This window comes from Pantoea ananatis PA13 (genome assembly GCF_000233595.1).
Lineage (GTDB): Bacteria > Pseudomonadota > Gammaproteobacteria > Enterobacterales > Enterobacteriaceae > Pantoea > Pantoea ananatis.
Window position 1 is genome coordinate 3,359,921 of the sequence record NC_017554.1, and the last position, 24,645, is coordinate 3,384,565.

At 52.3% G+C, this 24,645-nt stretch carries 37 protein-coding genes; all 37 read right to left on the bottom strand.

Annotation, left to right across the window (positions count from 1 at the left end):
• Positions 1 to 14 precede the first annotated feature (14 nt).
• The 37 genes from PAGR_RS15820 to PAGR_RS16005 all read right to left on the bottom strand — a co-directional run bounded on the left by PAGR_RS15820 (position 15) and on the right by PAGR_RS16005 (position 24,601).
• Positions 15 to 716, bottom strand: coding sequence for a Gp138 family membrane-puncturing spike protein (locus PAGR_RS15820; RefSeq protein ID WP_014606358.1), 702 nt, complete (start codon positions 714 to 716; stop codon positions 15 to 17).
• Positions 716 to 1,570, bottom strand: a complete 855-nt coding sequence (locus PAGR_RS15825) for a hypothetical protein (protein ID WP_014606359.1) — start codon at positions 1,568 to 1,570, stop codon at positions 716 to 718. The genes PAGR_RS15820 and PAGR_RS15825 overlap by 1 nt, the downstream gene beginning before the upstream one ends.
• Positions 1,567 to 1,872: a phage baseplate plug family protein gene (locus tag PAGR_RS15830; RefSeq protein WP_014606360.1), complete on the bottom strand. Its 306-nt coding sequence runs from the start codon at positions 1,870 to 1,872 to the stop codon at positions 1,567 to 1,569. The genes PAGR_RS15825 and PAGR_RS15830 overlap by 4 nt, the downstream gene beginning before the upstream one ends.
• Positions 1,872 to 2,675, bottom strand: coding sequence for a hypothetical protein (locus PAGR_RS15835; protein ID WP_014606361.1), 804 nt, complete (start codon positions 2,673 to 2,675; stop codon positions 1,872 to 1,874). Before PAGR_RS15835 ends, PAGR_RS15830 begins: the two co-directional genes overlap by 1 nt.
• 1 nt (position 2,676) lies before the next feature.
• A complete protein-coding gene (locus PAGR_RS15840) occupies positions 2,677 to 4,455 on the bottom strand; it encodes a hypothetical protein (protein WP_014606362.1) in 1,779 nt (592 codons plus the stop codon).
• Positions 4,455 to 4,637 (bottom strand): transglycosylase, encoded by a 183-nt coding sequence (locus PAGR_RS15845; protein ID WP_308701085.1) that lies wholly within the window; start codon positions 4,635 to 4,637, stop codon positions 4,455 to 4,457. Before PAGR_RS15845 ends, PAGR_RS15840 begins: the two co-directional genes overlap by 1 nt.
• Before the next feature lie 29 nt (positions 4,638 to 4,666).
• A complete protein-coding gene (locus PAGR_RS15850; protein ID WP_014606364.1) occupies positions 4,667 to 5,071 on the bottom strand; it encodes a hypothetical protein in 405 nt (134 codons plus the stop codon).
• A gap of 8 nt (positions 5,072 to 5,079) precedes the next feature.
• Positions 5,080 to 5,520 carry a phage tail fiber protein gene (locus tag PAGR_RS15855; protein ID WP_014606365.1) on the bottom strand — a complete coding sequence of 147 codons (441 nt, stop codon included), beginning with the start codon at positions 5,518 to 5,520 and terminating at the stop codon, positions 5,080 to 5,082.
• Positions 5,520 to 6,998, bottom strand: coding sequence for a DUF3383 domain-containing protein (locus tag PAGR_RS15860; RefSeq protein WP_014606366.1), 1,479 nt, complete (start codon positions 6,996 to 6,998; stop codon positions 5,520 to 5,522). Before PAGR_RS15860 ends, PAGR_RS15855 begins: the two co-directional genes overlap by 1 nt.
• Entirely contained in the window at positions 6,999 to 7,550 is a 552-nt protein-coding gene (locus PAGR_RS15865; protein ID WP_014606367.1) for a phage neck terminator protein, read from the bottom strand.
• A complete protein-coding gene (locus PAGR_RS15870; RefSeq protein ID WP_014606368.1) occupies positions 7,547 to 7,915 on the bottom strand; it encodes a hypothetical protein in 369 nt (122 codons plus the stop codon). Before PAGR_RS15870 ends, PAGR_RS15865 begins: the two co-directional genes overlap by 4 nt.
• A complete protein-coding gene (locus tag PAGR_RS15875) occupies positions 7,915 to 8,361 on the bottom strand; it encodes a hypothetical protein (RefSeq protein WP_014606369.1) in 447 nt (148 codons plus the stop codon). The genes PAGR_RS15870 and PAGR_RS15875 overlap by 1 nt, the downstream gene beginning before the upstream one ends.
• A complete protein-coding gene (locus tag PAGR_RS15880) occupies positions 8,354 to 8,758 on the bottom strand; it encodes a DUF4054 domain-containing protein (protein WP_014606370.1) in 405 nt (134 codons plus the stop codon). The genes PAGR_RS15875 and PAGR_RS15880 overlap by 8 nt, the downstream gene beginning before the upstream one ends.
• A gap of 3 nt (positions 8,759 to 8,761) precedes the next feature.
• Positions 8,762 to 9,187, bottom strand: a complete 426-nt coding sequence (locus PAGR_RS24180) for a hypothetical protein (protein WP_014606371.1) — start codon at positions 9,185 to 9,187, stop codon at positions 8,762 to 8,764.
• 43 nt (positions 9,188 to 9,230) lie between these two features.
• On the bottom strand, positions 9,231 to 10,256 hold the full coding sequence (locus PAGR_RS15890) for a major capsid family protein (RefSeq protein WP_014606372.1): 1,026 nt from the start codon (positions 10,254 to 10,256) through the stop codon (positions 9,231 to 9,233).
• Positions 10,256 to 10,744 (bottom strand): structural cement protein Gp24, encoded by a 489-nt coding sequence (locus tag PAGR_RS15895; protein WP_014606373.1) that lies wholly within the window; start codon positions 10,742 to 10,744, stop codon positions 10,256 to 10,258. The genes PAGR_RS15890 and PAGR_RS15895 overlap by 1 nt, the downstream gene beginning before the upstream one ends.
• Before the next feature lie 2 nt (positions 10,745 to 10,746).
• The gene (locus tag PAGR_RS15900; RefSeq protein ID WP_080561254.1) at positions 10,747 to 11,961 is read right to left on the bottom strand and encodes a DUF2213 domain-containing protein; all 1,215 of its coding nucleotides are present in this window, start codon (positions 11,959 to 11,961) and stop codon (positions 10,747 to 10,749) included.
• A gap of 63 nt (positions 11,962 to 12,024) precedes the next feature.
• On the bottom strand, positions 12,025 to 12,735 hold the full coding sequence (locus tag PAGR_RS15905; RefSeq protein ID WP_014606375.1) for a phage head morphogenesis protein: 711 nt from the start codon (positions 12,733 to 12,735) through the stop codon (positions 12,025 to 12,027).
• A gap of 1 nt (position 12,736) precedes the next feature.
• Entirely contained in the window at positions 12,737 to 14,212 is a 1,476-nt protein-coding gene (locus tag PAGR_RS15910; RefSeq protein WP_014606376.1) for a phage portal protein, read from the bottom strand.
• Positions 14,209 to 15,729: a phage terminase large subunit gene (gene terL, locus PAGR_RS15915; RefSeq protein WP_014606377.1), complete on the bottom strand. Its 1,521-nt coding sequence runs from the start codon at positions 15,727 to 15,729 to the stop codon at positions 14,209 to 14,211. Before terL ends, PAGR_RS15910 begins: the two co-directional genes overlap by 4 nt.
• Complete coding sequence (locus PAGR_RS15920) at positions 15,683 to 16,192, bottom strand: DUF2280 domain-containing protein (RefSeq protein WP_014606378.1); 510 nt, start codon at positions 16,190 to 16,192, stop codon at positions 15,683 to 15,685. The genes terL and PAGR_RS15920 overlap by 47 nt, the downstream gene beginning before the upstream one ends.
• Before the next feature lie 31 nt (positions 16,193 to 16,223).
• The gene (locus PAGR_RS15925) at positions 16,224 to 16,880 is read right to left on the bottom strand and encodes a putative metallopeptidase (RefSeq protein ID WP_014606379.1); all 657 of its coding nucleotides are present in this window, start codon (positions 16,878 to 16,880) and stop codon (positions 16,224 to 16,226) included.
• 459 nt (positions 16,881 to 17,339) lie between these two features.
• Positions 17,340 to 17,543, bottom strand: coding sequence for a hypothetical protein (locus PAGR_RS15935; protein WP_044042410.1), 204 nt, complete (start codon positions 17,541 to 17,543; stop codon positions 17,340 to 17,342).
• 116 nt (positions 17,544 to 17,659) lie between these two features.
• Complete coding sequence (locus tag PAGR_RS15940; RefSeq protein WP_044042412.1) at positions 17,660 to 17,962, bottom strand: hypothetical protein; 303 nt, start codon at positions 17,960 to 17,962, stop codon at positions 17,660 to 17,662.
• A gap of 2 nt (positions 17,963 to 17,964) precedes the next feature.
• Positions 17,965 to 18,174: a hypothetical protein gene (locus tag PAGR_RS15945; RefSeq protein ID WP_044042414.1), complete on the bottom strand. Its 210-nt coding sequence runs from the start codon at positions 18,172 to 18,174 to the stop codon at positions 17,965 to 17,967.
• Positions 18,171 to 18,434, bottom strand: a complete 264-nt coding sequence (gene lysC, locus PAGR_RS24450; protein ID WP_444850723.1) for an Rz1-like lysis system protein LysC — start codon at positions 18,432 to 18,434, stop codon at positions 18,171 to 18,173. The genes PAGR_RS15945 and lysC overlap by 4 nt, the downstream gene beginning before the upstream one ends.
• Complete coding sequence (locus PAGR_RS23760; RefSeq protein WP_151243571.1) at positions 18,319 to 18,675, bottom strand: DUF2570 family protein; 357 nt, start codon at positions 18,673 to 18,675, stop codon at positions 18,319 to 18,321. The genes lysC and PAGR_RS23760 overlap by 116 nt, the downstream gene beginning before the upstream one ends.
• A 38-nt stretch (positions 18,676 to 18,713) precedes the next feature.
• Positions 18,714 to 19,253 carry a lysozyme gene (locus PAGR_RS15955; RefSeq protein ID WP_014606381.1) on the bottom strand — a complete coding sequence of 180 codons (540 nt, stop codon included), beginning with the start codon at positions 19,251 to 19,253 and terminating at the stop codon, positions 18,714 to 18,716.
• 10 nt (positions 19,254 to 19,263) lie between these two features.
• Positions 19,264 to 19,581, bottom strand: a complete 318-nt coding sequence (locus PAGR_RS15960; RefSeq protein ID WP_014606382.1) for an SHOCT domain-containing protein — start codon at positions 19,579 to 19,581, stop codon at positions 19,264 to 19,266.
• A gap of 576 nt (positions 19,582 to 20,157) precedes the next feature.
• Positions 20,158 to 20,772: a hypothetical protein gene (locus PAGR_RS15965; protein ID WP_014606383.1), complete on the bottom strand. Its 615-nt coding sequence runs from the start codon at positions 20,770 to 20,772 to the stop codon at positions 20,158 to 20,160.
• A gap of 110 nt (positions 20,773 to 20,882) precedes the next feature.
• Positions 20,883 to 21,290 carry a GntR family transcriptional regulator gene (locus PAGR_RS15970; protein ID WP_044042416.1) on the bottom strand — a complete coding sequence of 136 codons (408 nt, stop codon included), beginning with the start codon at positions 21,288 to 21,290 and terminating at the stop codon, positions 20,883 to 20,885.
• 339 nt (positions 21,291 to 21,629) lie between these two features.
• Positions 21,630 to 22,208 (bottom strand): recombination protein NinG, encoded by a 579-nt coding sequence (locus PAGR_RS15975; RefSeq protein WP_014606384.1) that lies wholly within the window; start codon positions 22,206 to 22,208, stop codon positions 21,630 to 21,632.
• Entirely contained in the window at positions 22,201 to 22,506 is a 306-nt protein-coding gene (locus PAGR_RS15980; RefSeq protein WP_014606385.1) for a hypothetical protein, read from the bottom strand. Before PAGR_RS15980 ends, PAGR_RS15975 begins: the two co-directional genes overlap by 8 nt.
• Before the next feature lie 876 nt (positions 22,507 to 23,382).
• On the bottom strand, positions 23,383 to 23,832 hold the full coding sequence (locus tag PAGR_RS15990; protein WP_014606386.1) for a DUF1367 family protein: 450 nt from the start codon (positions 23,830 to 23,832) through the stop codon (positions 23,383 to 23,385).
• Positions 23,833 to 23,976: 144 nt separating this feature from the next.
• Complete coding sequence (locus PAGR_RS15995) at positions 23,977 to 24,177, bottom strand: hypothetical protein (protein ID WP_044042418.1); 201 nt, start codon at positions 24,175 to 24,177, stop codon at positions 23,977 to 23,979.
• Positions 24,174 to 24,386 (bottom strand): phiTE_015 family protein, encoded by a 213-nt coding sequence (locus PAGR_RS16000; protein ID WP_044042420.1) that lies wholly within the window; start codon positions 24,384 to 24,386, stop codon positions 24,174 to 24,176. The genes PAGR_RS15995 and PAGR_RS16000 overlap by 4 nt, the downstream gene beginning before the upstream one ends.
• Positions 24,374 to 24,601 carry a hypothetical protein gene (locus PAGR_RS16005; RefSeq protein WP_044042421.1) on the bottom strand — a complete coding sequence of 76 codons (228 nt, stop codon included), beginning with the start codon at positions 24,599 to 24,601 and terminating at the stop codon, positions 24,374 to 24,376. The genes PAGR_RS16000 and PAGR_RS16005 overlap by 13 nt, the downstream gene beginning before the upstream one ends.
• Positions 24,602 to 24,645 lie beyond the last annotated feature (44 nt).

The following is a 24,645-nucleotide window of genomic DNA, read 5'->3' on the forward strand; positions in this document are numbered from 1 at the left end:
CCCGCCGGAGCGGGTTAGTTAGATGGTGGGTCTGTTTGGTCAGTACCGTGGTCCACGCCGCCGTGTTTGTGCGTAGAGAGATGTATACCATTGCCGGTGACTTCACCCACTGCCGTGACAGATCCGCCAAATGTCGCATTGCCCGCAAAGCTGCCAGAGCCCTGAGTAAGCTGACCATTCGCTTCTATGATCGGCGCGTTGATGGAAACCCGGTCATCTGCATTCAGGCTGACAATGTTGGCCTGCACGTTAACTACCAGCGGCGACACAATATCTATCCCATCACTGGAGAATTTCACATATTGCGTGGGCTCGGCATTAAGCAGACCGCCAAGATAAACCGCGTCAGAATAACTGTGAATTCGGTTGGAACCGGGTAGCGCGTCGGATTTTGTCTTTTTGACTGAGGTGATGTCACGATCGCAAATCGCTATCAGGCCAATATCGCCAGCGACAGGTGGCATAATCACAGCGCTTGCGCCACGCTGAAGCCGCCATACCGGAGCGCCGTGGATAACCGAGTTTGGTATGACATCACCGCCACCGGTAAACCCATGAACCAACGGCCTGACAGAAACTGTGTCGCCAGACTCGCTGACGTCCGTTACGACAGCCAGGGTAATAAAGGCCTTTCCCATCAGGTACTGCTGCATCATGAACTGCTGCGTATTGGCGTCCGTTGCAGTGTCCTGTGGGCGGTTTGTGAATAAATTCATTACTGCCTCACTGTTAACTGCCCGATAGATGCCCAGACGATTGTCAGCCATGGGCCGCCCTCTACCCATGAGGAAAGATGGTGGATTGCCGACTGAATGGTATATACGCCGCTGCCGTTCGGAAGTGACGTCTCCAGTTGCACTTTTCGCCCGCGCAGGATGAGGTCGCTGTACTGGCACTGGAAATTGATACCGTAGTTACTGAAAACCGGGTAACCAATCAGACCATGCTCCGGCGATATCAAGGGGATAGTTTCATCAACGCTTCCGCCCTGGGGCCAGATGTATACCGCGCCCAGACGAAAATCTATCTCGATGCCCGCAGCGTGCGCACACTGCTGAATCTGGCTAATCGGGTTTCCCTCAAAGTACGGGTTTTCCAGTTGCGCCGTTACGCCGCTGTTTACCACGGTGTAATTTATGCTTCCGGCGATCGCCGTTATGATGTCGGCAACATTCACCACACCGCTCTGTGAGAAGGGCGCAGCAACGACAGACTGGTCGAACCCTGTTGAGAACGCGCTGATGATTAATGGCGCGTCGGGCATCTGGTTAAAGTCGGCAAAGCAGTTTGTGATGGAACCAAAAAAAACGGGCCTGTCGTCAGCCCAGACTTTCATCATGTTCTGCTTTGCGCCGTTTAACTGTATGCCCTTGTAACTGAGCAGTGCCATGTTCTCGATGCTAAGTCCATATACGCGCGCCTCCAGCGTGGTACCTGTGATGCCTCCATAGGCCCCGATTTCAACCTCAGCCTTAATATCGCCTATCGTCAGAATGTTGTTGCCAGACTCATCAAATGCACCCTCTTTCAGGGTGAATTCAAACTTCAGCGTTCGCTTTTTGTAGGTCATGCTGCCATCTCTTCTGCAGTGGCATAAAACAGCTTGTAACGGGAGCCAAGTTCGTCATAAACCGGATCTTCACTTCCTTTGGTGTCAGCGAAGAAAAGCTCACCCTGAAACTTCAGATAGGGATACCGGACAATCTTGTTGCAGTTCAAGCAAAGAACGCCCTGTGCTATCCAGGTATTGCCCACGCCAATATCCATAAACAGGCCGGTTGACCGCTGAACGATGCGAAGCGTTACCGACTGCCCGCCCAGCGTTACACTGACCTCTTGCGCCTTAAGCGGCTTTAGCGAAATGTTTTGCATTACGACAGCCCCGCGACCAGTTCAGTGATTGTGGATGACAGGTTGTTTATCGCCGATGTCGCCGCCCCGTTAATGGCGCTTGTCGCTCCGGAGGTGGCGCTGCTGACCGCATTGCTTACGGATGTAGCAACCTTAACCGATGCGCTTGACACAGACGATTTGAGGCCTGTCAGCGCGCCTTTCACATCATTCAGTGTGGAGTTTGTCGCCGTGGAGTTTGCTTTCTCTGTGATGGCGCTGGCTGCTTTGCTTGTTGCATTGGCGGTCGTGGAACTGTTGGCTGTCGTGCTGGTCAGCGTGACCTCTGCCGACTGCAAGACAGCCTGAAATATCGCCTCTACGGTCAGCAGGGTGACATCGCGATCTGATGTTCGGTAGTTGTACCTGACTAGGTCGTAATCCTCGTAGGTCGTATCCGGCGTCTCAATGTCGTAAACATCAGCTGTCGCCACCATATCATCCAGCGCTGCCAGCATGTCAGCCCGGCTTGTGAGGCTGAAGTTGGTCAGGTTTGGAATGCTGCCACTAAACCCCGTCCATCCCTCAAGCGTGAACAGTACCCGAATGACCGGGGGCCGCTTTACTTTATTGAAGGATGAATACGAGCCCTGTTCGATCGGAGCCGACACAACAGAAGCATCAGCGCCATATTCGATGCCAAGGAACGATGTGGGGTTAAGGGCGGCCGCGCCCGACTTCAGGTATATTCCGTAGCCGGGCGACAGCGTACTGTTAATGATGGAGAAGATATTGCCGCTGTTTATAGCACTGAGCAGCGTTGTTTCATTCAGTGAAAATGCCATATCAGCCCTGCCCTGACAGTGATGGTGTTACCAGCCGGTTCCTCTGTACGCTGCGCATGATGTCCTGCCCTAACGCGTTGGCGTTGGATGCGGACGTAGTCATGTTGACTTCACCGATATGAATCTGCGGTCCTGCTCCGGCAGGTGAGGGAGAGCCGTTCATTGACGTAACGCCAGCACCCAGCCGTATGCCGCCCATGATGTCAGATGAGCTGATGTAGCCCTTCCCGTTTTCATGGTCGACAATCCCCTTCATCAGGCGCGCGATGGTGCTGGTGTCGTTCGGATCAAGCGCCTCGTTAGCACCCTTGCCTGTAGCCGATGACAGCGCACTGATATAAGCGCCGACATTGTTGTTGTCACCGGCAGGCGCGTATTTGTTGACGATGGCAGAAAGCGTATTAACGCCGCGTTTAAAATAAACCTGCAGCTGCTTATACAGCGCCGCCACCCCTTCCTGCATTGACCCAAATACTGCAAAGCGACCGTTTTCGCCGCCTTCTTTAGTGGCTCCAGCCTGACCTGCAAAATTCAGGTTACCGGGGTTATTGTTGCGAATGCCCCGAGGTGCAGATTTGTATCCATCGCCGCGGGGAAGCTCTATGCCGGTTTTATCAAATACCCAGTCATGAAACTTCTTGCCCCACTCAGTTGTTGTTCCCGTACCCATACCGCCATTAAGCGTGTTTGCCACAGGGTTATTGACGAGCCAGGAGTATTTTTTCTCAAGCTGTTCGGCGTACTTCTGAAGCTCAACCAGACCGGCGATAAGGCTGAGACGAGAAAGTCCAAGCAGCGCGCCTTTCACACCACCAAACGCTCCGAGCATGCCCGTAAGCCACTTTCCGGCCACAAAGACAAGCAGCAGTGATAAGGCGTTTTCCCAACCACCAACCGCATCGACAGCGCTGCTTATCTCTTTTGATGTGTCAGAGAAAAATTTCTGAATTTCCGGGCCATGAGTGGCAATCCAGTTACCGAATTTTTCGATAAGCGGGATCAGCTTTTCAACGTAGGGGATCAGCGCTTCATAAAGCACCTGTGAGGCAGCGGAGAAGTTTTGCTTCATCTCTGCCAGGCGACGGTTGAATTCCTGCGCCTTGCGCGTCGCCTCGTCGGTAGCGCGCGACATCCTGGAGAAGCGATCGGCATCCTGAACCAGATTGCCACTACTCATTGCCTGCTGGGTGGCATTGTCAAAGCCGAACATGCTGCCGAAGCGTCGCTGTGCATCTTTGTTCAGCTTGCCCCAGTTCTGCGCAATCTTGCGCATGATGGCTTCTGAGTTATCGTTTTGATAATCGAAGTTAGCACCAGTTGCCGCGCCAAAGCTCGCCAGCGCGCCAAAAAGCGGATCGTCCTGCGCGCCACCGGTCCTGATTTTGGTCAGCGTGTCCTGAAATGCGCCCAGCGTGCCGGTAATCTTCTGCGCACTCGAACCGGCCGCCTCTGCTGCACGCTGCCAGCCATCAAGTGATTTCGACGACATATCCAGCGATTTGGAGCTAACCGCAAGCTGCTGCAGGTTGCTCGTCATGCCGGTTATGAAGGTCTTGATGCCCTGAGCAGATAGCGTGACGCCAACAAGAGCCAGCAATTCAGTACGGATTGACCCAAAGAAAGAGGCCGCTCTTTTACCTGCGGCCTCCATTTCCTTCGCTGTCTGATCGGCGTTGTCTTTGGTGTCTTTCAGGCCTTTCTTTACATCCGCCTGACCCTTTTTAAAATTACTTGAGTCAAGCCCCAGCGTAACAATCAGGGAATCAATGATGTTAGGCATTACGGATTCTCCTGAGAGCGGTTAATAACCATCTGGTTGTAGTTTTCCACGGTGTTGATTTCCAGCAGCCGCCATAAGTCCTCTGTGCCGTATACGGTATCCAGCTCGATGAGGGTCGCAAGCTTTGAGGAGACGACAGTTGCGATGGTGCTGGGAACATTTTCATATTTCACCAGCCCCACCACGCCACTCCCCATAGTAGGCGGAATGTCTAACCTGCGACGGCGGTGAAAAAATCAACGTGCAGCTTCAGCACTTCAGAGCGCAACTTCAGGCGAGTTGTCACTTCCTCGATCGCGTCTTCCATAATGGGCCGTTTAACCGATCGGTCTTCAGGGTTTGGTACGTATTCAACGCAGGCCATCAGCTCGTCGAGTAGCGGTTTTGCTTCTTCCGGGTCAATTTTGGCAACCATTTCGAGCCCGACTTTAGCCATGCCTGCCATACCCAAATCTGAAAAGTTATCCGGAAGATTAACGCCGTTCTTAGCCATCGCCAGTCCGGCACGGATCGCCCACCATTCAGCTTTTGAGGCAGCCATTTCGCGAATAAAGAAGACCTTCCCCTGATCACGACCTTTTCCCTCTACAGTGTAATAAAGCTCTTTACGTGCCATGTGATTCCTTACGCCTGATAGGCCTCAGCGGTGACATTCTCCCAGTTGATCTGGAAGGTCATGGCCTGCAGTACGCGCTGCGCATCAGGGATGGCTTTAACGCGCTGCAAGACGCCGTTGGTCAGTGTGAATTTGCGGCCAATAGCCGGAAGGATGATTGTCGCGTTGCAACGGAAAACCGCCTTGGACGTTACCGATGTCAGTTGCCACGTTTCGAAAAGCCCACGAGATGGGCTGTCTGGCATGATGGTGATCGTCTGAAGATACTCACCGAAGACGAAACCGGCCGACAGCTTACCGTCAGCACCACGGACAGAAACCGCCATTTCGGTATCGCCCAAGGCGAACATCGCATCAGCGGCGTAGCCCTCCAGCGTTTGCGCGCTTGGGAACAGGTTGGTAACAGTGAGGGCGAAAATAGAATCAGCGCTGGTGATAGTGTTGGACATTATTGCACCTCAATGCTTGCCAGAGTAATTTTCTGCACACAACCGCCGTCGCAGTACCATAGGGTCATGCTCGGGCTTGTGCGCGCCTGACGCTGTTCTGGCGTCGCGTCTGCGATAAACAGGTAGTAGCCTTTGGCGATCAGCGAGGCTGAAACATCGGTGCCAACAGCGTTCTGGATCTCTGAAATCTGCGAAGATGACAGGTTTACGCCTGTCCGGATGCCGCCAAACGTAATGCCCTGATTCAGGGTATCCGCAAATGACGCCTCAATAATGGCCTTGCCGCGCGCGTTGTAAGGAATGCTGCGGTTAGACTGGAACAGTTCAATCGCGTCCTGAGCCAGGTTAGCATTGAGCCAGATCTGGAAACAGAAAGAGTCAAACCATTTGAAATCGCCAGAAATAGTGCCATCGGCCCAGTATCGCGTGTTGTAATTGTTCGCCGTGTATGCGCCGTAGAAGTTGTATCCGTTGGCGATCAGCGCATCGTAATCCGCTGAAGAATCCACAGTAGGCAGAAGACCTGACAGAGAGCGGAACTTGAACGGTACCCGGCCTTCCTGACGACTGAAGTCCAGAGAAGCTGAATAACCCAACACTGATGCTGCATGCGCCTGACTTCCGTAAACCGGCACCACGTTTGCATAGGCATTGGTGGTCAGAATCAGGTAGGCGAGCGTTGCTGTTGAGCCAGAAACGAGCGCGGCGGTTTCCTGTGTATATGGCACGTAGCCAAAACGGAAGTTCTGACCATTTACCCAGGCAGAGAACGCCAGCGCCTGATCGTTGCTTGGAGCAAACGACGTGGTGAAGATGGCCCAGTTCTGAGATGAGTCAAGAATCGCCTGCATTGCAGTAGTCACAACAGCCGCATCGGCACCCTGGGAAAGAAGCGCTCCATCGGTTGCAGTGAGCTTTAGGCCATCGGAAAGCGTACCGGTCGCATAGGTGATAGTGCTTTCCGCGCCGGTCGTCGCAGAGGTGATGACGAAACGCTTCTGGGTCGTGTCGTAATCAACTGTGACGCTGGAACCAATTCCGGTTTCAATCAGGTCTGCAGCCTGCGCAAAGCTTGTAGCCCCGCTCAGGTTGATAGAGGCTGAGGTATGAGAGGTTCCGTCTACCGTAAGCGTCAGGACACCTGACAGCAGCTTTAGCTGGTCCAGGGTGACGTTTGCCATGGAGCCTGAGCGCAACCACGCTGCAGCAGCCGCCGGGTTGAACCGGGCGAAAAGCAGCGCGCCAGGCGTTTTAGTTGAACCGTCATAGCCCTGAAAGTAAATCTCAGCCATGCTGAACTCGTTTGACGAGCTGCCGAAATATGCCGACACGTCATCCTTGCTGGTGAACGTGACAACACTCCCCACCGGAGCATAGGCGCTGTCGGTCAGGATAAGGCCATTCAGATCGAGCGCTGAACCGCCAGCAGGCAAAACGCCAGGGTTGATCTGGACATCTTTACGTAATGGGATTGCCATTTATGCATTCTCCGGAGGGTATTTTAAATCTGCGGCAATGGTGCCGACGGTGATGCTGTCCATGAAGTCCTGGCGCGTGGTAACGGTCGGGTTGAACTGACCAATAAACTCCATCGTCCAGCGGCCTTCATACTGTTGTTCGCCGTTTATCATGGTGGTCTGGTGTGGGTCTGAGCAGTAAAGCGGGATTAGCACGGGGCCATTGGCGCGAAACCAGTCGCATGCATAATCAGATCGCACTAAGGTGCCGATGATGGCTGCGTTATCAGCTGCGCTCTCACCGTAACAGTCAATCTGGCAAGGCCATTGAGTGCTGCGCTGGTTGAGCTGCTTACCCTGCCCGTAGATGCCGTTATCGTTGAAGCTGACGCGGTTTGTGGACAGGCCTATTTGCTTCAGCGGCGTCATGATGATGAAGTCACTGAGCGGCATAGGGTCGAGGTTTTGCTGACCGACCAGCACAAAGTCCATCGCCAGACCAGTCACTTCCATCAAAAAAGCCTGTAGCGCTATGCGCAGGTCTAATTCAGTGACATCTACGGTGGCTGTCATGTCGACCTCTGCAGGTTAATGATGAGCCGGCACCAGTCAGGCCAGAGTTCAGCGACTTTGACGACAAGCCACTTCTGATCGCCCACCATCAGAAAGTCACCGCCTTTTTGCTCTGGCCGGTTAATGCCATTGAAATTACCGCTGACATAAGCTGATCGGAGAATCCCCTGGATATTGACGGCATCCACCTGCTTCAGGTCTGTCGATGACAGCTCCTGCAACTGAACCGTCACATCCACATTGGTGTAAGACTGTGTCTTTTTACCGCCGGGTAACGTAGCCGAGCCTGTGTTAACCATGAACGTGCCAGGAACATCGGGATTGACTCGGGTAATAGCCCCGCGCACGATTCCGTGTAGGTTCATCAGATCACCTCGTAGTTGACGTCGCCGATCATTACGCGGGTATCGACAAGAGGTTTATCCGACTGGTTTGGCATGACCTTGCGATTTCTGCGTCGCTCAAGCGTGACGGGCGATAACGCTGGCTCGGTCAGGGTCGCAATTGACTCCTGAACATCGCCTTTTATCTGCGCGCCAACCACTTCAAGAACGGTTCGGGCATCATGACCGGCCGCAAGGCCACGCTCGATCGCTTTTGTCCACTCACCTTTTTTCTCTGCAATAGCATTGCGGAAGAAAGGCCGGGGTGGCTGATTGTGTGCAGGGTCGCCGTATTCGTTCCGTGTAGCGACCAGCGCAACACTGGTTCCGTCAGGATATGTTGACCCACCGAGAAATCCGGCGCGCACTTCAGTGGCATTCAGCCTTTCAAGCATCCCCTCAAGGTACTTCTCCAGTCCGTCAGCCATAAATGCTCCCCGGATAGTAAGTCGCCATGCGGTAGACTTTGGTCGCCTGCCAGAAGCTCATGCCATAAGGGCTCTGCGTATACCATGCATACCGGAACTCAATCGGGCCGAGCTCGGACGATACCGACACGCTGCCCTCTGAAGCCGATGAAATCCGCCCAACCATCCCGGAGCCACCATTACCCTTATTGTCGCCGTATCTCACGTACGCGATGTGCGCCATCAGCATATAGAGCAGGCGCTCGCGCTTGATGGGGTCATCAACGAGTGAGAAATCGGTGTTATTCAGATAGTCGGTTGCTTGGTCGAACAGGATGGGTAGGATTGCATCGGTGACGTTTGAGAACTCAGGATACATGTCGCGGAAGCTGGTAATGTTCAGCGTCACGACAGCCATGATTTAGTCCTCTTTGAGGTCTTCCACTCCGGCAGCGGCGGCATTGGCCTGTTCCAGGCCGGTCTTCACGCCTGCGCGTTCAAGGGCGGCGTCACGCGCTGAAGTCTCATCGGATACCGCGAAAACGATGCCGTTGCGAATCAGCGGATGATTTTTGTGCGCCTTCTCAAATGCATCCCATACATCTGCCGGTACGCCAGAGGTCAGGCCAAACCCGTTAATCAGCGAAGAGTGGTTTGCACCTTTTAGCTCAACGCGATTAGCTCCTTCCCCAATGCGAAGTCCGGCTGGCAGTTTGCAGCCAACAACATATGACTCGGTTTTGCCGGCGCGATTACTTTTTGCTTTTTTGGTGGTGGTTTCCTGCTCCTGAGTTTCAGGTGGTGTGATCTGCTCTTCAGGCTGCGGGTTTAAGATTTCGTCTGCCATGTGTTACTCCACGAATTAGAGGGGCCAAAACAGCCCCGGTTGATCAGACGCCCAGCATCTGTGCGAACAGGAAAGGCTGCGTGATAACCGCGCCGTAAGTGGTGCCGGAGTGCTTCTGCTTCCAGCTTGAGGTCATGGTGATGACCGGATGAGCACGCAGCTTTTCACTGTATGCGCAGTAGCCGACATCCTGACCCTGTGCGGTGCGAACAAACATCTGCACCAGCTCACCTGCATCAGTGCTGTACTGCGGAGCAACTTCGATGGTGATGTTGGTGAAAGTGTCTTTGACCATCTTCTCAACGGAGTTTCCGAACACTTCGTTCGACTTCTTGAACCACACCGATGCTTTAGGCGACATCGCCAGAACCAGAGGAGAGGCCATGTCAACGCCGTCACCAACTGCACCATTGGTGCGGGTGATCAGGTCTTCGTACAGCGCCAGGATATCGTTGTAGATATCGATGACCTGTTTGGCAGACCACAGCGTTGCGCCTCCCACAGTTGCCGGAATCAGCGGAGAAGGCAGTGACGGGTCATTCAAAATGCCGTAGTTCAGCAGGCCATTGACGCCGTAGAAGTAAAACTTGTTCTGTGCCTGATTCATGGTCCAGGCAGCGGCGCGCTGTTTCTCAGCAACGTATGGCAGCATTGCCAGGCCATAACGCTCCTGCTCAAGTTCACCATAGGTGACCATGGTCTGGTAGCGGTACACCTGACGGTTTTCCCAGCGAGAGGTAACCTGGTTGGCACCCTGTTCGCTGTAATCGTCATACGCCACCACATCACCAGACTGCTCAACGCGCTGGATCATCATGGTGTCTTGCGCCCACGAACCTTTTTTCTTCTCGCCCAGAATGTCCACCGCCTTCTGTTTGGCGAAGATGGTGCGCACGATTTCAGGGTCAATGAAGGTTGAAACGATTGCCGGGATGCCGCCGTTAGCTGTCAGGCTCGGCTGCGGGTCAGCATCCATTGCGAATTTGGTTACCGAAGCGGGCAGATAAACGCCACGGGATTCGGCTTCCGCTTTAAAGGCCGCGAAATCAGCCTGAGTCAGTTGAGGCATTATGCTTTGCTCCAGGTAGAAATGATGATCAGGTTGCCGGTGGTCGCCGCGTAAGAGACGTACCAGTCAGTCTCTACAGCGCCCGAAATGGTCGCACCTGCCGCGCCAGTCTTCAGCGTGCCGTCTGCCAGCACAGCAAATACTTTCTGGCCTACAGTGGCATCAGTAGCCGCCAGCGCCCAGAAGTCACCACCAACCACAGGAGAAGCCTCACGGCCTGCCGGGATGGTCATGCTGGTATTTTGCAGATAGCCGATAGTGGCATTGGCGTTGTTGTAGATAAAACCAACAGGCTTGCCGGTACCGGTGTTGTTCAGCAGCAGAGGGTTGGTTCCGTCACGCCATGCGAAACGGGCCATGACCAGACCGCTTGCGCCAGCCTGGAATGCACCAGGACCACCGGCTGCGGCGATGATTGGGCTGTTTGATGCAGGCTGACCAGCCTGACCAACGCCAGAGTAAATGTTAACGCTCGTCTGGAAAGCCATTGTTATTTGCCCTCAAAGAAGTTTTTAACGTTTTCGCGTGAAGAGTGGTTGATCGGCGCTGAGTCCCGAGCCATAGCCGGCGTGCGGGCATAGGCCTTAAACACCGAGCTCAACGCAGCTGATGGTATAGATGTGTGTTCTTCGCAGCCCAGTTGCTTCAGGGCAGTGCGGTAAACCTCATCAGCGCTGTCACAGGCCAGTTCGCCTACTACCGGGCGCACATCGCGCTCAGCTTTGCGCAGGTCAATAAATCGCTGCTCGACAGCTTTAACCGCGGCGTCCATGGCTAATTTGCTGTCGTTAGCCATTTTTTCTTTCTCTTTTTTCTCTTCCTCGGCCTCATCTTCAGCCTTTTTCTTTTCAGACTCTTCATCCTCGGCGAGCTTTTTCTTCTCTTCCTCGGTCATTTCGTCTTCAGCGGTTTTTTTCTTGCCGTCGTCTTCATCTTTAATGATGGCTTCGACTTTCTTTTCCATCTCTTCAGGGTTGGCGTCATTCGCCAGATGGGGCTTAAAGAGCGCCATCAGTTTCTGGATTTTTGACATCAGTTTGAGTCCTGTCGGTTGTGAGTCGTATACAAATACATCCGGGCCTGCCCGGCCTGATGGCACGATTGCCACGTGGTTACAAACGATGTCACGCATGACGCCATCGTATGCCTCTCCCTCAAACTCGCCTGGGGTCATGTCTGGCCTGTAGCGATATGAGGATGAAATTTCGCGCTGCTGCTTGTTCTCAACGCCGATGATGGAATTCACATCCCATATGACCATTGAGTTTTTCAGGTAGGTGCCGTCGAATTCAGCGCTTTCACCCGTTGAGCCGATAATGGCGTCTTTAGGCGGGTCGGTAATGGTGACGGCGATATGCGTATTCAGCAGCGGCTGATTGTTAAACGTGTCTGCGGCCTTGCGGAGCTCTTCAGGGTCGCGCAGGAGGCGGTAAGCTTTTTCAGGTTCAAGCCCAAGCTCCTGCCAGCCGGGGATTTCTTTGCCGTAGTAGACGCAGACATTAGCCTTGCTGATTGGGGTTAGTTCTACGTGAAGCTTTCCATCCGCGTCATAAGTGCGCACGCTTGCCCTGTCGAATGCGAATGCAGAATCACGGGCGTAGCCATTGGCATAAGCGGCGCGCTCAACCTCTTCAGCCTTTTCCTGTGTATCGAATGGCCCTTTCGAACCCCAATACCACTTGCCGTCTTTTTGATGTACTGGCATTGGATTACCTTTCTTCAGGCAATAAAAAAGGGCCACCGAAGTGACCCTGATGATGTTTGATGTTTAAAACGGTAATTGTGGCTTCCATGTGCAGCCGCAACCAATTTCCTCGCCAGGCAGGACATACTGACCTTTGTCGCCAATCGGTAACCCCTTGTCGAGGTCAAACTCTTTACCGTTCGCCAACACATGCTTGTGACGAGGATGATTGCCGCCGCCGCTGTGCAGCCAGATACCTTTCTTGATTCCTGCCGTCTGCTGCCGCGCATTGGATAATGCACTGGTAGCCTTGCGAACCTGATCGCGTGCAATGAACTCTGCGCGCCGCCTGGTGATGCCATTGCGCTTGCCAAACTCGCGCTGAATCTCATCAGCCAGTTGCTTGCGGTCGCCACCTTTTGCAATCGAGCGAAACACCATAGACTCAACCTCGGTGAAATATTTCTCCGGGATAGAGCGAATCAGCGCCACGTTCTCAGCAATAATAGCGTCGCGCTTTTGCAGCATGGCTTCAGTCCATTGCAGGTTGATAACCAGCGAGTCTTTGCGGGCGGATGCAAGAATTCCGCGATCAACCGCTTCCTGCGTGCGGTCAGCGATATCGGATGCCGTGGGAATGGCCTTTTCAATGAACCGGTCAATCCACTTTTTCGCCAGCGCTTTGATAGCGCGACCAACAAGCTCCACAGGGTTGGCATCCATCGCAAGCGAGTCCTGAGCCATTGGATTGTCGAGCATGATGGTGACGACCTGCTCGCGCACATCGTCATTCATCTCACGTATCGTTCTGAGCAGCTCTCGCTGATACCACCGGATGTTTCCCGCGTTGTAGTTCACTGGTTTCAGACTCTTCGTCTTCTTCCGGTTCATAATCACCATCCAGATTTTCGAAGCCAGCGCCTTCAATGGACTTCAGCGCGTCACGGGCCTCTTCGGAATCGACCAGTTGAGAATCAGCAGCGGTTGCCACCGTTTCGACGCGCATTTTCGCAATCTCAGCCTTCTCTTTCTCGCTCAGCTCATCCAGTGGGCGGAACTCGAAATAAATGTCATCTTTGATATCACCAAACTCGGAGAGCTGGATAATCTTGAAGATGTTCTCCAGGGCACGGCGTATATCACGCTCCTGCATCCCTGAGATTGTTTCATGCCACGTCTCAAGCTCTGAGTCACCAGAAGCGTTCAGGCCCGCAGGAGCGTTACCCAGGAGCTTCAGGTTGGTGATGCGCGCCGGGATACACATCTGGTCCTGATAGTTCGATAACAGGTTGGACAGCTCACTGAGAGAGGTCTGCATGTGAAGCAGGTCTTCACTCATGTCCAGCGCCCAGATGCCGAAATTGTCCTGGTACTTGGTGAACATCTGTATGCGTTTATCGAACTGGCCGGGCTCCTGCAGGCGCGCATCCATATCCGTTTTCAGCGCCCGCATACGCAGAGAGCGGAGAATCTTGATCACGTTCTTCTTGGCATCACGCCAGTCGGTAACGTAGTCCTCCATCAGCTGCGTCAGTGACAGCCCACCGAACACGTAGGAAGGTTTGAGGATGTCAGGCACCGGGCGACTGATGATGTCGATGAAACGTGACTCATGCAGCGTCTGACCCATCACGTACCACGCCTGCGGTTTGTAATAATCAGCAGCAAGGGGAAAGCGCGTGTTGTACATCGCCGGATAAATCCAGGTCGGGTCAACGCAACGTAGCCCCTTAAGAGAGCCCTTTGGTATTTTACGCGGGTCAAGGAATAGCGGCTTCTGCAGCTCTTTCTCATCCGCGCCGGTATCAATGTAGATGTGCGCCACGCCAAACATGGAGTCCTGCTTGACCGCTTCGTGAATCAGGCGTTTTACGTCGAACTTAACAAGCGCCTGCTCCATCAGATCGATATCAGGGTCGCCATCCGTACGGCTTTTAACCTCAATCCAGTTACGCGTCATCTCATCGGCCATGACGGTATGCATGTTGGCATACTCGACCTGCTGAGACATGGCGGCCAGAATGGGGTAGCCACGGAAACCGGAATACTCAGTGCCTATTGACATGCTGTTCAGCATATCGTAAGGCGTGGCGTCCATCGCCAGCACAGTTTCTCGTTGAGTATCAGGAACCACACCAGGAAGCGGCTCAGCGCGTTTAAACTCGGCATACTGCTGCGCGTCGTTTGCTGATGATGCGCCGTCTAAATGTGCCTGCGTAATTTTAACCAGTTCCCGCCGAGGGGCCTGCGCAGTCTTCGTGCGTCTTGTCATTGCAGTATCTCGTCAGGAATATGGAACAGAATGCCCGCTTTAGCTTTCATCTCAGTGATGGCGTCCATCATTGGATCCAGCTGGTCATCATGGGTGTTAAACTCAGGGTTAATCGCCTCCATCTCGACGAGGAAGTCGTTGATGAAGGGCTTATCAGATGGAAGCTTGATGTAACCTGACTCGATATATCCCTGCGTATCCATGAGGCGGGTATATTTGTCTTTGTCGCGCTGAATAGCTTTAACAGGGCATACGGCATCTTTGCGGATGCTCTGTATCAGGCCTGTGCCGGATGCTTTATCCTCTATTGCCATGTGGCGGAGCGGGCCGTTTTTCACCTGCTTACAGGCATTCCAGAAGGCCACCGCCCGACGCTTTAACTCGTCGGATTCCCACTTGCCGCGAATCATGTCTATCAGGTACATGTAGCCATCCACGCCAAGCCCCCAGTGCTCAAATACCGAGAAGTCATTGACCTCTTTGGTTTTCTGCGCGGTGTCTCCATATACGGCGCGCCACTTCATGGGGGGCAGCTCTTTGTACTCACCAAACCACTCTGATTTGATGAGTCCGCCACCTTTGGCGGTTGGGCGCTGCTGATACAGGGCATTCCATACAAGCGATCCGCGCTGCTTAGCCTTATCGACGAAGTCCTGAGGCATTCGCTCGGGGAACAATATTTCGCCCGGCTTGCGCAACAGGTATTTTTTGCCATTCAGCTCATGAACTTCTTCTTTCTCAGCCTCCATTGGGAAACTGACAACGCGCCACTGCTCACCGCCTTCTTCGGCCTTTTTCAGCAACTGGCCGGCAAGGTCATTCTGATGCCAGCGGGTGAGGATGATGATGATCCCGTTTATCTTCGGGTCAGCACGCGTAAAGAACGTGGTGTCGTACCAGTCAATCACCGCCTCCTGATAGGTGGGCGATGCTGCTGTTTTGTAATCTTTGGCCGGGTCATCAATGATGCCGATGTTCATACCCTGGCCGGTAATGCCCCCGTTAACGCCTGCAGCACGGTAAGAGCCTCCGTGAAGCTCACCATTACCGTTAACCACTTCCCATAGCTCAGCCGTGCGAATAGCACCGCCGGCACCAGATCGGCCTGATGGAAGGGCTGTGTCGGGGAACACGTCAGAATATTTCTTCGAGCCAACGATACGCTGCGTGTCGCGTGACATGCGGTTAGCGAGATCAGAGGAATATGAACAGGCTATGACGTTCCAGTCTGGATGCTTCCCCAGCACATAAGCCGGGAAACGGCGCGATGCTTTCTCGCTTTTACCAGAGCGTGGAGGCGCGAATATCATCAGGCGAGGCATATTCCCCGCCTCAACCTCAGCCAGAAAGTGGTCAAGCTCAGCAGACAGTAACTCGTTAAACCAGCCAGTTTCATACAGTGGGTTGGTGTAGAGCGTGAAGCCCATGAGGGACTGTCGTGCTTCGGCTATGGCCCGGCGCTTGAATGCTTCAAGAGTCTGCCTGTTTCTCAGCGAGCTGTGATCTGTGTCGACCATGACCAAGCTCCTTAAGGCGTTCGTCTAACTCTTCTTCGGTGATGTCTGAATAACGTATCGGACCACCATCGGCACCTGTGCTTTCAACCTTGAGCCTGTTGGTATATGCATCGCCGACCTCCTTAGCAGCCTGCTCCATCAGTGATGCAGCCAGCGCCATGTTTCGCATTCCCTCAGCTTTAACCGTCATGCGGTCGAGTACGCGAAGCCGGTATGCTTTATTTGCAATGGGGATTTCAGATATTTCGCTTTGAAATCGCGCGCGGGTGGAGTTAAAAAGGTCTCGCCACTTTTGAGCCAGCGCAACACCAGCAGCTTTTGTCGGATCATGTGACGCCACTTGCTGGCGAGTAATCTGTAACGCAAATTCATTTTGTACGGCCTCAACTATCTGTGAGGGCGTATCAAAGCATGCAAGCTGCTGGACAATGAAGGCTTTCACTTCAGGTTTGAGTGATGCCATGTTTCACCATCCGTATAATTCAGTATGATTGCTAAGCCAATTTCATGAGGCATGTTCCGCATGCTCTGGCTATGTTTATTTTCGCTACCTCTGCCGGGCTGTTGGCTGCATAAACCAACTCCTGCACATCTGCGCTTGCTCCATACCTGCGGACAACTCCGACGAACTCTTCGACGTCATGCCCCCTGATGCAGAGCTTCGGAATTCCACTGTCGCGATAGAACTTCGGAGCGCCAAACTCATCCCTTTCCTGTGCGATGTGGTAAAGCTCATGCTCAACCAGCGCACAAAACTCCAGGTCACTGCACTGAGAGCAAAAGTCAGCAGCAAGAGTTATTACGTAATCCGGCTTGTGCCCGAACCATTCATTCATCTGCTGTTCCATGCGCGCCTTTTGCCAGCCGCCTGCACGAAACATCACCTCTTCAGCCTGGCCTACTACAGTGCGCCCCTTCTTTGTGAAACCATGCTGAGCCCACAAAAAAGCAATATCTGCACCCTCAAGATGCGCATGGTCAGGATTATGGAGGGCCCCTGTATCAGCAATGATGTTGCGATGCACCCAGTCATGAACTCCCTCTGCAGGAGTTAAGCGGTTGTATGGATGGAATGCCGAGATAAAGCTTTCAGCCGCAATCGGTCTTGACTCACGGGCAAACAGCTCTTGTTTGTCGGTGAGCTTTGCCATGTTATTTCTCGCTAATGTATTGAGGTTCAATTACGAACTTTATGACTTCCGCAAGGTTTATTCCTTCCATTGCTCGGTTAAGATTTTCGTAAATCAAGAAACCGCTCTGAATTAAAGGATTTGGGTCTTTTTGATTTCCGCAATGGATAGGGCCTCGTCCGTCAGCAATCATCTCATATGTAATGATCAAAACTTTGTAGTGACTTACTAATTTGCAATCCATTAGCCCTCCCTCTCAAAGAGAAATGTTTTCTTTATGCCGTACCGGTTGATGAAGCAGCACAACACATGCTGATCAACTGGCAGCCGAGTAATGGATAGCCACATGCCTGTTGCAATGATCAGCGGGCGCACCCACCAACGGAATTTGATTTTGCAGTACAACCGACATGTAGCCATGATACTTACTCTTACAGCACTTCGATTGAATGCACCCCTTTAATTGGGGATTATGCGTTATCAGCTTGCCGCCATCAGACCTGCAGCAATCAACTTGGTCAGCAGGCTGTTGAAGTCTGCCTGTGTTGGTGCAGCTGAAAGCTGAGCTGTGAATGTCATTTGCTTAACCAGGCCAGCAGTGCTTGCAGTAGCCGCCACGGGGAGGTCAGATGAAGTTGCTACGGTGGTAGTCGAACCGTTTTGAGCGATTACGCGTTGAGTCATTTTAGAGTTTCCTGCTGGATTGTTTTATATCTGTGCCGTGATTTCCGAGACCACAGGCATCCAATACAGTGTGTTTATTCTGTCAAAGGCTCTCAGTGAAAGCCTTTTGCAGAATTTTATAAATACTTCACTGCCAGCGCTTTCAGCTCATCTTTCGCCGCTGCACCTAACTGAACCACGCCACTCTCGACAAATCTCAGTGCCGCTTCGAAGTCTTTAACGCCGGCCTTTGCTTCCTGGACAGGCACCGCGATAGCACCATCAGAGGCAGTAACGGTAATCTGCTGCGGCGCTCTGATTGAGGATGGCTGAGCATTGCTAACCTGTACTGCATTGTCGTTTAGTGGCTCTGACATGGTTTTAGTCTCTTGCTTGGGATGGATGAACAGGCTTATCAGCCATTGAATGAATTTTGACATGGTCAGTCTGCCGGAGTGATGTCTAGGGTGTATTCCTCACCGGTTACCAGCTTGCCAAAGAGTGTCGGATTGGAAATGTGAACGATGAATTTATCGCTCTTTTTCCACAGTGAGGCTTCCCCTTCAGCCTCAGACGGGCTCATGTGGACTGTCTGACTTTTCCCTTCAGTCTCCTGAATGAAGTCACATTTAACTTTCAATCGAACGGTCATTGTGATTTATCCTGTCGAGATAATTCGATTTTCCTGATGGCTGCCTTGTCGCGGTTGCAGCTCTCTAACGATTTCAGCAGCTGCTCATTCAGCGTGAGACTGTCACCCCAGGTAAACGGATCGGGTATTGCAGGGATGTAGCAGTCAGCGGTCAGATTTACCGGAATTGGAACCGGTGGCACCGTTACGTAATTTGTCGACGTGCGCGCGCAACTCGCCAGAAGCAGCGGCAGGAACAGGTAACTTAGCGCAGGCATCATCTTTGACCGACTGGCGAATGATGACCACGCGCTGATCGCTTTCGGCATCGCTTTGCTGATTCGCTTCATGGGTGGCCTGCGCAATATCGTTAAAGAGAGATGTGGCTTTAATCACGTTGCTCGTGACGGCCTGAGCGGAATCACGTTCCTGGGCGAGCTGCTTGTTCTGCTCGGCAATGACAGCTTTCGATGACGACTGAATCTTTACCGTGACGCCCAGGATGATTATCAGCAGGAGCATCACAGCGATGCATACTGCACCCCACTTAATCCGGGATATCATTGGTCTAATCCCCAGCAGGCCAGCGCTGATTCCTGGTCACGGCGTGCCACCTGCCCGAAGCAGTTATTGGACCGGATGCGACAGTCTTTACCGCCGTCATAAATCCAGCGGCGCATCTCGGCGCAGGCGCCTTTACGGTCTCCGCTGTTGAGCTTCTTATAGAACGTCGATGACAGGCACTTCCCCGGCCCTATATTCCACGGACAGAAAGACGCGATGCCAACCTTCTGCACTTCGGTCAGCGGCACTTTGACATTGCGATCAACCCAGTCGAGTGCTTTTCGCTGCTCTATAGCATCAATCCGATCACACTGTTGCTGTGACAGCTTCATACCCTTAACAACTGGCTTGCCGTCGACATAAGTCACGCCGCCGCAGATAGTCCAGAGCCCGCCAGCATCCTGATAGGCCAATAAGCGACTGCCTTCTTTCTCGCTCTGGAACTGCTTCATCAGGGTTGGTGCTGAAGCCCCCGCAGCAATCAGGGCCAGCATGGCGGCACTGAGCCGGTTACGTAATTGCGGGGACATTGCCATGGTTTTCTCTTCAGATTGACTCAGGCGGATCTACGTCAGGGGATTTCATCTCTGTATCGATACTTCTGACGATCTTGTTTGCTTCGGCAATGTTGGTTACATCGCCACGGGCATAAGCAGCCTTGAGGATGTCGGTACGCTTGCGATCTTCTTCAATCGCAGCCTGATTTTTTCTGTTGTTCGATCGGTAGGTTAGCCAGGTGAAGGTCGCCGTAATGGCAAAACCCAGGGCAAAAAGTACGTCCTGAAGTGTTAGCATGGCGAAAAATCCTGTCATTCCAGACCATAGATAAGGCCAGAAACCGTTTTGTGTATTCATGCGGAACATGCTCTACCCCATAGATTTGGGGATTTGTTCAAAATAAGAATTAAGGACATTGAGTGCTGAACAAATCCGATATATCGTCTTGGTGTCTGATCAGACGAGATGGGCCTCGGTCTTTGTTCGTGACTAAATCCCATGAGCAAGATGGCCGCCGGTAGCTCCAACTACTTGCGGTCGCCCATTTTCACGAAGCCTCGCTAATGCGGGGTTTTGTCTTTTTAAAATCGCTCTAACCCGTGGTCACAGCTGTACATGAGAGGGTATTTGTCTGTCTGACTCTTGGCGAGAGAGCGATTTCAGAAATTCCGTGCATAACAAAAAGGCCGCACATGGCTACCCTTTGTAATTAGTGCTCTGACGCTATTGCGATTAACTGACCGGCACGTCTGCCCAGAGCAAATTCACCAAAACAAAAAAGCCCTGCCAGGTGGTGAGCTCTGGAGGGCTTTTATTTTCAGCCTTCGTTGCGGGAGAAGTTGCTGAATCAATTCTGTTGCTCAACGTACTATGTCACGAGCATAGCACAAATCTAGCAGTCTCATTTCGCGTTTTCAACATATTTTTTGCATGATGCAACATTTAGGCAGCACTTTGTTGCACAATGCCGTCCAGTTCACGCTTTATGGCATGATAAACGCTTTCCTCAAGCAATTCCCGGCACCATTTCACCCTACGCCATGCCGACTGAACATCAATGCCGGTCAGCCTGGCGAGGTCAGTGGCAATATCTTGCGAGCACTTGCGTTCGCAATGGTATTTAATAGCCACCAGTCGGATCGGATTGTTTGCTGCAAAGATACGACAGATTACGGATTCAACAAGGTCGGCATCTTCCTGTTCGTTGGCGCGGTCGAGAAGATTGCTGACAGTGTTTTGAGGAGAGATGATTTGCTTCGCTTTGAGGAATAACTCTGTGCCGGTGTAACCCTGTTCATGAAGTGCGTTTACGACTTCCTTGATTCGCTCCGCCTCCCTTTCGCTCCACTCACCACGAATCATCAACCGGCCTATCACGTTTATCTTGCCGCCATCCGGCCCGACGCTACCGCCGTACTTTTCACCCCATGTATTCAGCAGGCAACGAACCCATGTGCGCTGCAAAGGTGTAATGCTCTCCACCTTCCCGAGATAACGCTTTTTCATTTCTGACTTGCGTGCGCAGTCTGTCAGTTGAGTGAACTGATCGCTCTTCATGGCTACCTCTGTTTAGTCTGGATTTTTTCTGGAGAAGGGAGTAATCGGTGCTGAATGGGATGTTTAATGCTTTGCTGCTGAGTCGGAGTAATTGCCAGTATTGCCGGAGGTCATCCATGGCTAATCCTTACGCCTCGAAGAAGGTCATCCATGCGCTGTATGGGGCTATGTGTTTTGCACTCCTGGAAGATGCGATTGCCTTCAGTGGTTTTTCCTTTGCACAGAAACACCATGGTTCGGGTATTGCGCCGCGCTTCTCGCCGCGCTAATTCACGCTCGCGGATTCGCTCCATCTCCTGCAATTGCCTCTCACTGGGCGACTCTTTGACATAGCGCTTGCCCTGATAGCCGTTGATTTCGTAAATGACGCCAAGGTCTATCATTGCCTTGATCGCCTTGCGGACAGTTGGAAGTGAGCACATGAAGATGTGTTGAATCTCACGGATGGAAAGTGTTGGCTGATTTTTAAGCGTGGCTTTGACTTGCTCTATACCACTATCAAAGTTAATAACTTTCATGGCTTTCTCCTGCGTTTTCTGCGTGGCATCGCATCCCAACTTTGGATGTGTGCTGGCTGAATTACTGGGTAAATTGGCCGGAAATGGAAAATTAACTTTCTCCATTTGGCTTTGAGGTATTCGGTCATAATGATGACCTACGATCGATATAGTATTCGGCATATAAAGCGCCAAACCTGGTGTAAATCCAGAGTCGCTTTCCGGACGACGGTGAGTGAATGGTTAGGCTTACGAGTGAAAAGGATATTTGCCGCCACCATGGCCAAGACTGGGGCCCATGCGATGGCCGATGCTCGGCATTCATGAAGTGCGCATTTGAAAATCGAACTCTTAACTTGCTCATGCTGCTTCTCTCTGCTTAACCAATGCACGTGTCAAAGCCCTGTATCGCGCTCTAATCGCGTCCAGTTCATCACGGGTGTATCGGTGAGGGTTGTTGTCTGATTCGAGCGCCTCAACGCGCTGAATGCCGATTTTTTCAATGAGGTTGATGCGGTAGGGTCCGATGTTGCCAGAGTGGTGGGTATTACAGGATGCACACTGGCTATGAGTGTTGTCCTCGTTGAAACGTAACTGCGAAGCCGCTGCAGTGGTCCTGTAGTGACCGGCGTGGTAGCTGACCGCCGTTGTGCTCCCGCAGCTTATACAGACATCTCCATCTCTCGCACGGATGTAATCGTTAAACGCACGCTGGGTCATTGAAATCCAGTGGCTTAACGGTTTCATATCGGCTTTGCGTTTATTCCATGCGGCGCGCTCAGCTTTCTCCCGCTGTAACTTACGGCGTTCTGATTGCTGCTTGGCTAACTGTATGGCGCATTGTTGTGAGCAAGTGGTATGAAGGCTGTTGCGGGGGACAAACTTTTCAGGACAGATTTTGCATTTTCTCGGCTTCGGCTGTTTTAAGCCTTTAGCCATGTGTCAGTTCCTTATGTCTCTCATCTTCATGTTGGAAGTCGTCGCCGTCGATAGGCATCAACCAGCTTCCAGGGCAGAGGCAGTAGTCATCAAGAACTTTTCCATTGCCCAGCGTCACAAATATCCTTTCGTTATGTATTAACCAGCGCCCCTTCCATGCATTCCGCATCCGGAATCCTGTAGGCAGTGTTATCGACTCGCCAGGGCTTACATATCGCATGGTATCGACCTGAAGCCCTAGAAGTTCTGTTGGCCCGGCAATAAAAATTGCCATTCCACCTGCTTTTAACTCAGCCATTGTCTTCTCCTGATAAACGGTAATTTGGATCAAGCATCAGCGTTACCTCGCAGGCGGTGCAGCAATAAACCTGTGAGTCTGCCAGGGTAGTACCGCAGAACGCGCAGGCAGTAGCAGATTGCGCGCCATCGCCAGTAGGCTGACTTGATTGGGTTGTGTCGCTCATGGTTCTCCCATTCGATATCGCACTCGCAAGATTCACAGTTAGCTCCGTAGTGATACTTATCCTCTGAGGTGAGGATGGTGTGACATCGGCAGCAGCGGTCATTCATAACCTGCTCCACATTGGGTTTTGATACTGCCTGGATGGTATTGGCTCCTCCCTGTACTCCGGCAACATCGCAGTGACAATCCAGAGTCGCGGGTCGAATGCGAGCGTCTTGGTTGCCTGGATGTTTCGGAGTTTGTATCGGGAGAGGAGTTCGTCGGCTGTTGCGGTGTCTACGGGGTCGTGGGTAAAAGGCGTGAGTCGCATTGCTTTCTCCCTTTTCGCTTTGACAGCGCCTTGGTTCGAACCTTAGCAAGATGCTCTGGTGACTTGCTCAGCCCTAACTGTTGCGCTTTGCTGCTTACTGATTCCTGTGCAACACGCAGCCTTGCGCCTATCTGCTTGTTGGTCATGCACGGGAATAGCTCGATGAGCCTTTGTGTTTTCTCTTTGGTCCAATGGGTTCTCATGCTGCACTCCCGTATTCAGTGGTTACTATGCCCGGCGCTCCAGTGGTATACATTGGATTGCGGTCGGGATGCTCTGGCCTGACCTCCATAAGCCCATCGAAACGCTGATAAACGCAATGCGCCTTTCGGTAGATATGGGAAAGCCATACAGCTTCTTCGATTGCTGCTGATATGTCGGTGAAGGGTGTCATCTTTCCCTCAGAAATAGGATTGAAGCTGGTTGATGATGTTCTGGTCTTTGGTGCCGGCGAATACATGCTTTATGGCCGCGTTGATTAGCGACGAATAACAGCGCTCGAATTCCTCCTGTTCCATACTCCCGTAAGCCAGACTCTTTGCCTCGGCCCTCACCTCGCCACGGATGTTCGTCACCATGTCGTAATGACCTGCCAGGATTGTGAGGTCTTTGCGAAATCGGTTGAACTGTGTCGTTTCATCGGCATGCTCTAGCCCTGCCCTGTCAGCAGCCCAGTGCTGAAAGCAGAAATTGAAGAATGCGAAAGCTTTTCGATGAAATGCGGGGTTGCGGGTCAGCTTGATTTCGGCTGTGTACTGCTCGCCGTTCTTGAATCGGGTAAGGCGGGGTATGTCAGACTCAAGCGCTGGGGTGAAAACCCCCCCTGCCGATTTGATCAGCTCGATTTGCATGGCTGGCCTCAATTATCTTCTGCACCAACGCTAAGGCCTCATCAGTGATTGACTGCTGAGATATCGTCAGTTCGGTGTCGTTTAGTTTATCGATGAGTTCGTAGAGATTGCGAAGTGGGTCAGGTCGGAGTGGGATGACGTTGTTCATGTTCTACCCCTATTCTCTTTGTAAAGTGCGTCACAAATGCGCTCATACTCTATTTTGAAGAAGTCGTGCTTAGAGTTGTAATCATTTCTGATTGAAATGCCAGCAATCTTTGCTGAAGCAAGACTCGAAGCGGCGTTGATTAACGCGACCTGAACCTCAACAGGTAGCTCGGGGAATTTAGGCGCAACATCACTCATACTTCCCCCTGCTTGCTTTTCAATGCTGCCTGCCATGCTTCCCATTGAAGCCTTGATTTACTGTTCTTGTAATTCCCACCGATTTGCATTCCAAATCTTTCAGTAAATATCATTTTGTGAAGCTCGCTCATTCCTTCGGTAGCCCAATCCTCAAACCTCTGCCGCTCCATCTCATCGTTGCTTGCTTCACTGGCGGTTAGTTGGCGCATGAGTCCTCCTCACTAATAAGCTCGAATTCATCGCTATGAAACGACCATCTTGGAAGCATTTTACAAGTTAAACCCGCCCCTATTTCAATTAGGTCTTGCGTATTTACATGCACTGCGCCATCCAGAAAAGAATGCTGTTCAGCTTTAATTTCAACAGGAAGCGCAATGCCTTTCATAAACCGGAAACCGCCATCGTTTAATAATTTCACTCTCATCCTATGACCCTCCCCCTCTCTTTGGTTTAACCGGCTGCTGGCGT

Coding starts and splice junctions, on each gene's coding strand:
- PAGR_RS15910 (WP_014606376.1), bottom strand. CDS start 14,212: ATGACAAGACGCACGAAGACTGCGCAGGCCCCTCGGCGGGAACTGGTT.
- PAGR_RS24180 (WP_014606371.1), bottom strand. CDS start 9,187: ATGGCAGACGAAATCTTAAACCCGCAGCCTGAAGAGCAGATCACACCA.
- PAGR_RS15920 (WP_014606378.1), bottom strand. CDS start 16,192: ATGGCATCACTCAAACCTGAAGTGAAAGCCTTCATTGTCCAGCAGCTT.
- PAGR_RS15925 (WP_014606379.1), bottom strand. CDS start 16,880: ATGGCAAAGCTCACCGACAAACAAGAGCTGTTTGCCCGTGAGTCAAGA.
- PAGR_RS15860 (WP_014606366.1), bottom strand. CDS start 6,998: ATGGCAATCCCATTACGTAAAGATGTCCAGATCAACCCTGGCGTTTTG.
- PAGR_RS15895 (WP_014606373.1), bottom strand. CDS start 10,744: ATGGCTTTCCAGACGAGCGTTAACATTTACTCTGGCGTTGGTCAGGCT.
- PAGR_RS15955 (WP_014606381.1), bottom strand. CDS start 19,253: ATGGCAATGTCCCCGCAATTACGTAACCGGCTCAGTGCCGCCATGCTG.
- PAGR_RS15965 (WP_014606383.1), bottom strand. CDS start 20,772: ATGAAGAGCGATCAGTTCACTCAACTGACAGACTGCGCACGCAAGTCA.
- terL (WP_014606377.1), bottom strand. CDS start 15,729: ATGGTCGACACAGATCACAGCTCGCTGAGAAACAGGCAGACTCTTGAA.
- PAGR_RS15995 (WP_044042418.1), bottom strand. CDS start 24,177: ATGAGTGATGTTGCGCCTAAATTCCCCGAGCTACCTGTTGAGGTTCAG.
- PAGR_RS15875 (WP_014606369.1), bottom strand. CDS start 8,361: ATGGCTGACGGACTGGAGAAGTACCTTGAGGGGATGCTTGAAAGGCTG.
- PAGR_RS15840 (WP_014606362.1), bottom strand. CDS start 4,455: ATGCCTAACATCATTGATTCCCTGATTGTTACGCTGGGGCTTGACTCA.
- PAGR_RS15960 (WP_014606382.1), bottom strand. CDS start 19,581: ATGTTCCGCATGAATACACAAAACGGTTTCTGGCCTTATCTATGGTCT.
- PAGR_RS15905 (WP_014606375.1), bottom strand. CDS start 12,735: ATGAATGACGATGTGCGCGAGCAGGTCGTCACCATCATGCTCGACAAT.
- PAGR_RS15980 (WP_014606385.1), bottom strand. CDS start 22,506: ATGGCTGAGTTAAAAGCAGGTGGAATGGCAATTTTTATTGCCGGGCCA.
- PAGR_RS15890 (WP_014606372.1), bottom strand. CDS start 10,256: ATGCCTCAACTGACTCAGGCTGATTTCGCGGCCTTTAAAGCGGAAGCC.
- PAGR_RS16000 (WP_044042420.1), bottom strand. CDS start 24,386: ATGCGCCAACTAACCGCCAGTGAAGCAAGCAACGATGAGATGGAGCGG.
- lysC (WP_444850723.1), bottom strand. CDS start 18,434: ATGATGCCTGCGCTAAGTTACCTGTTCCTGCCGCTGCTTCTGGCGAGT.
- PAGR_RS15945 (WP_044042414.1), bottom strand. CDS start 18,174: ATGACCGTTCGATTGAAAGTTAAATGTGACTTCATTCAGGAGACTGAA.
- PAGR_RS15830 (WP_014606360.1), bottom strand. CDS start 1,872: ATGCAAAACATTTCGCTAAAGCCGCTTAAGGCGCAAGAGGTCAGTGTA.
- PAGR_RS16005 (WP_044042421.1), bottom strand. CDS start 24,601: ATGAGAGTGAAATTATTAAACGATGGCGGTTTCCGGTTTATGAAAGGC.
- PAGR_RS15865 (WP_014606367.1), bottom strand. CDS start 7,550: ATGACAGCCACCGTAGATGTCACTGAATTAGACCTGCGCATAGCGCTA.
- PAGR_RS15940 (WP_044042412.1), bottom strand. CDS start 17,962: ATGTCAAAATTCATTCAATGGCTGATAAGCCTGTTCATCCATCCCAAG.
- PAGR_RS15970 (WP_044042416.1), bottom strand. CDS start 21,290: ATGAAAGTTATTAACTTTGATAGTGGTATAGAGCAAGTCAAAGCCACG.
- PAGR_RS15825 (WP_014606359.1), bottom strand. CDS start 1,570: ATGACCTACAAAAAGCGAACGCTGAAGTTTGAATTCACCCTGAAAGAG.
- PAGR_RS15820 (WP_014606358.1), bottom strand. CDS start 716: ATGAATTTATTCACAAACCGCCCACAGGACACTGCAACGGACGCCAAT.
- PAGR_RS23760 (WP_151243571.1), bottom strand. CDS start 18,675: ATGCTCCTGCTGATAATCATCCTGGGCGTCACGGTAAAGATTCAGTCG.
- PAGR_RS15850 (WP_014606364.1), bottom strand. CDS start 5,071: ATGGCACGTAAAGAGCTTTATTACACTGTAGAGGGAAAAGGTCGTGAT.
- PAGR_RS15935 (WP_044042410.1), bottom strand. CDS start 17,543: ATGACTCAACGCGTAATCGCTCAAAACGGTTCGACTACCACCGTAGCA.
- PAGR_RS15855 (WP_014606365.1), bottom strand. CDS start 5,520: ATGTCCAACACTATCACCAGCGCTGATTCTATTTTCGCCCTCACTGTT.
- PAGR_RS15990 (WP_014606386.1), bottom strand. CDS start 23,832: ATGCAAATCGAGCTGATCAAATCGGCAGGGGGGGTTTTCACCCCAGCG.
- PAGR_RS15900 (WP_080561254.1), bottom strand. CDS start 11,961: ATGCCAGTACATCAAAAAGACGGCAAGTGGTATTGGGGTTCGAAAGGG.
- PAGR_RS15880 (WP_014606370.1), bottom strand. CDS start 8,758: ATGGCTGTCGTGACGCTGAACATTACCAGCTTCCGCGACATGTATCCT.
- PAGR_RS15835 (WP_014606361.1), bottom strand. CDS start 2,675: ATGGCATTTTCACTGAATGAAACAACGCTGCTCAGTGCTATAAACAGC.
- PAGR_RS15975 (WP_014606384.1), bottom strand. CDS start 22,208: ATGGCTAAAGGCTTAAAACAGCCGAAGCCGAGAAAATGCAAAATCTGT.
- PAGR_RS15870 (WP_014606368.1), bottom strand. CDS start 7,915: ATGAACCTACACGGAATCGTGCGCGGGGCTATTACCCGAGTCAATCCC.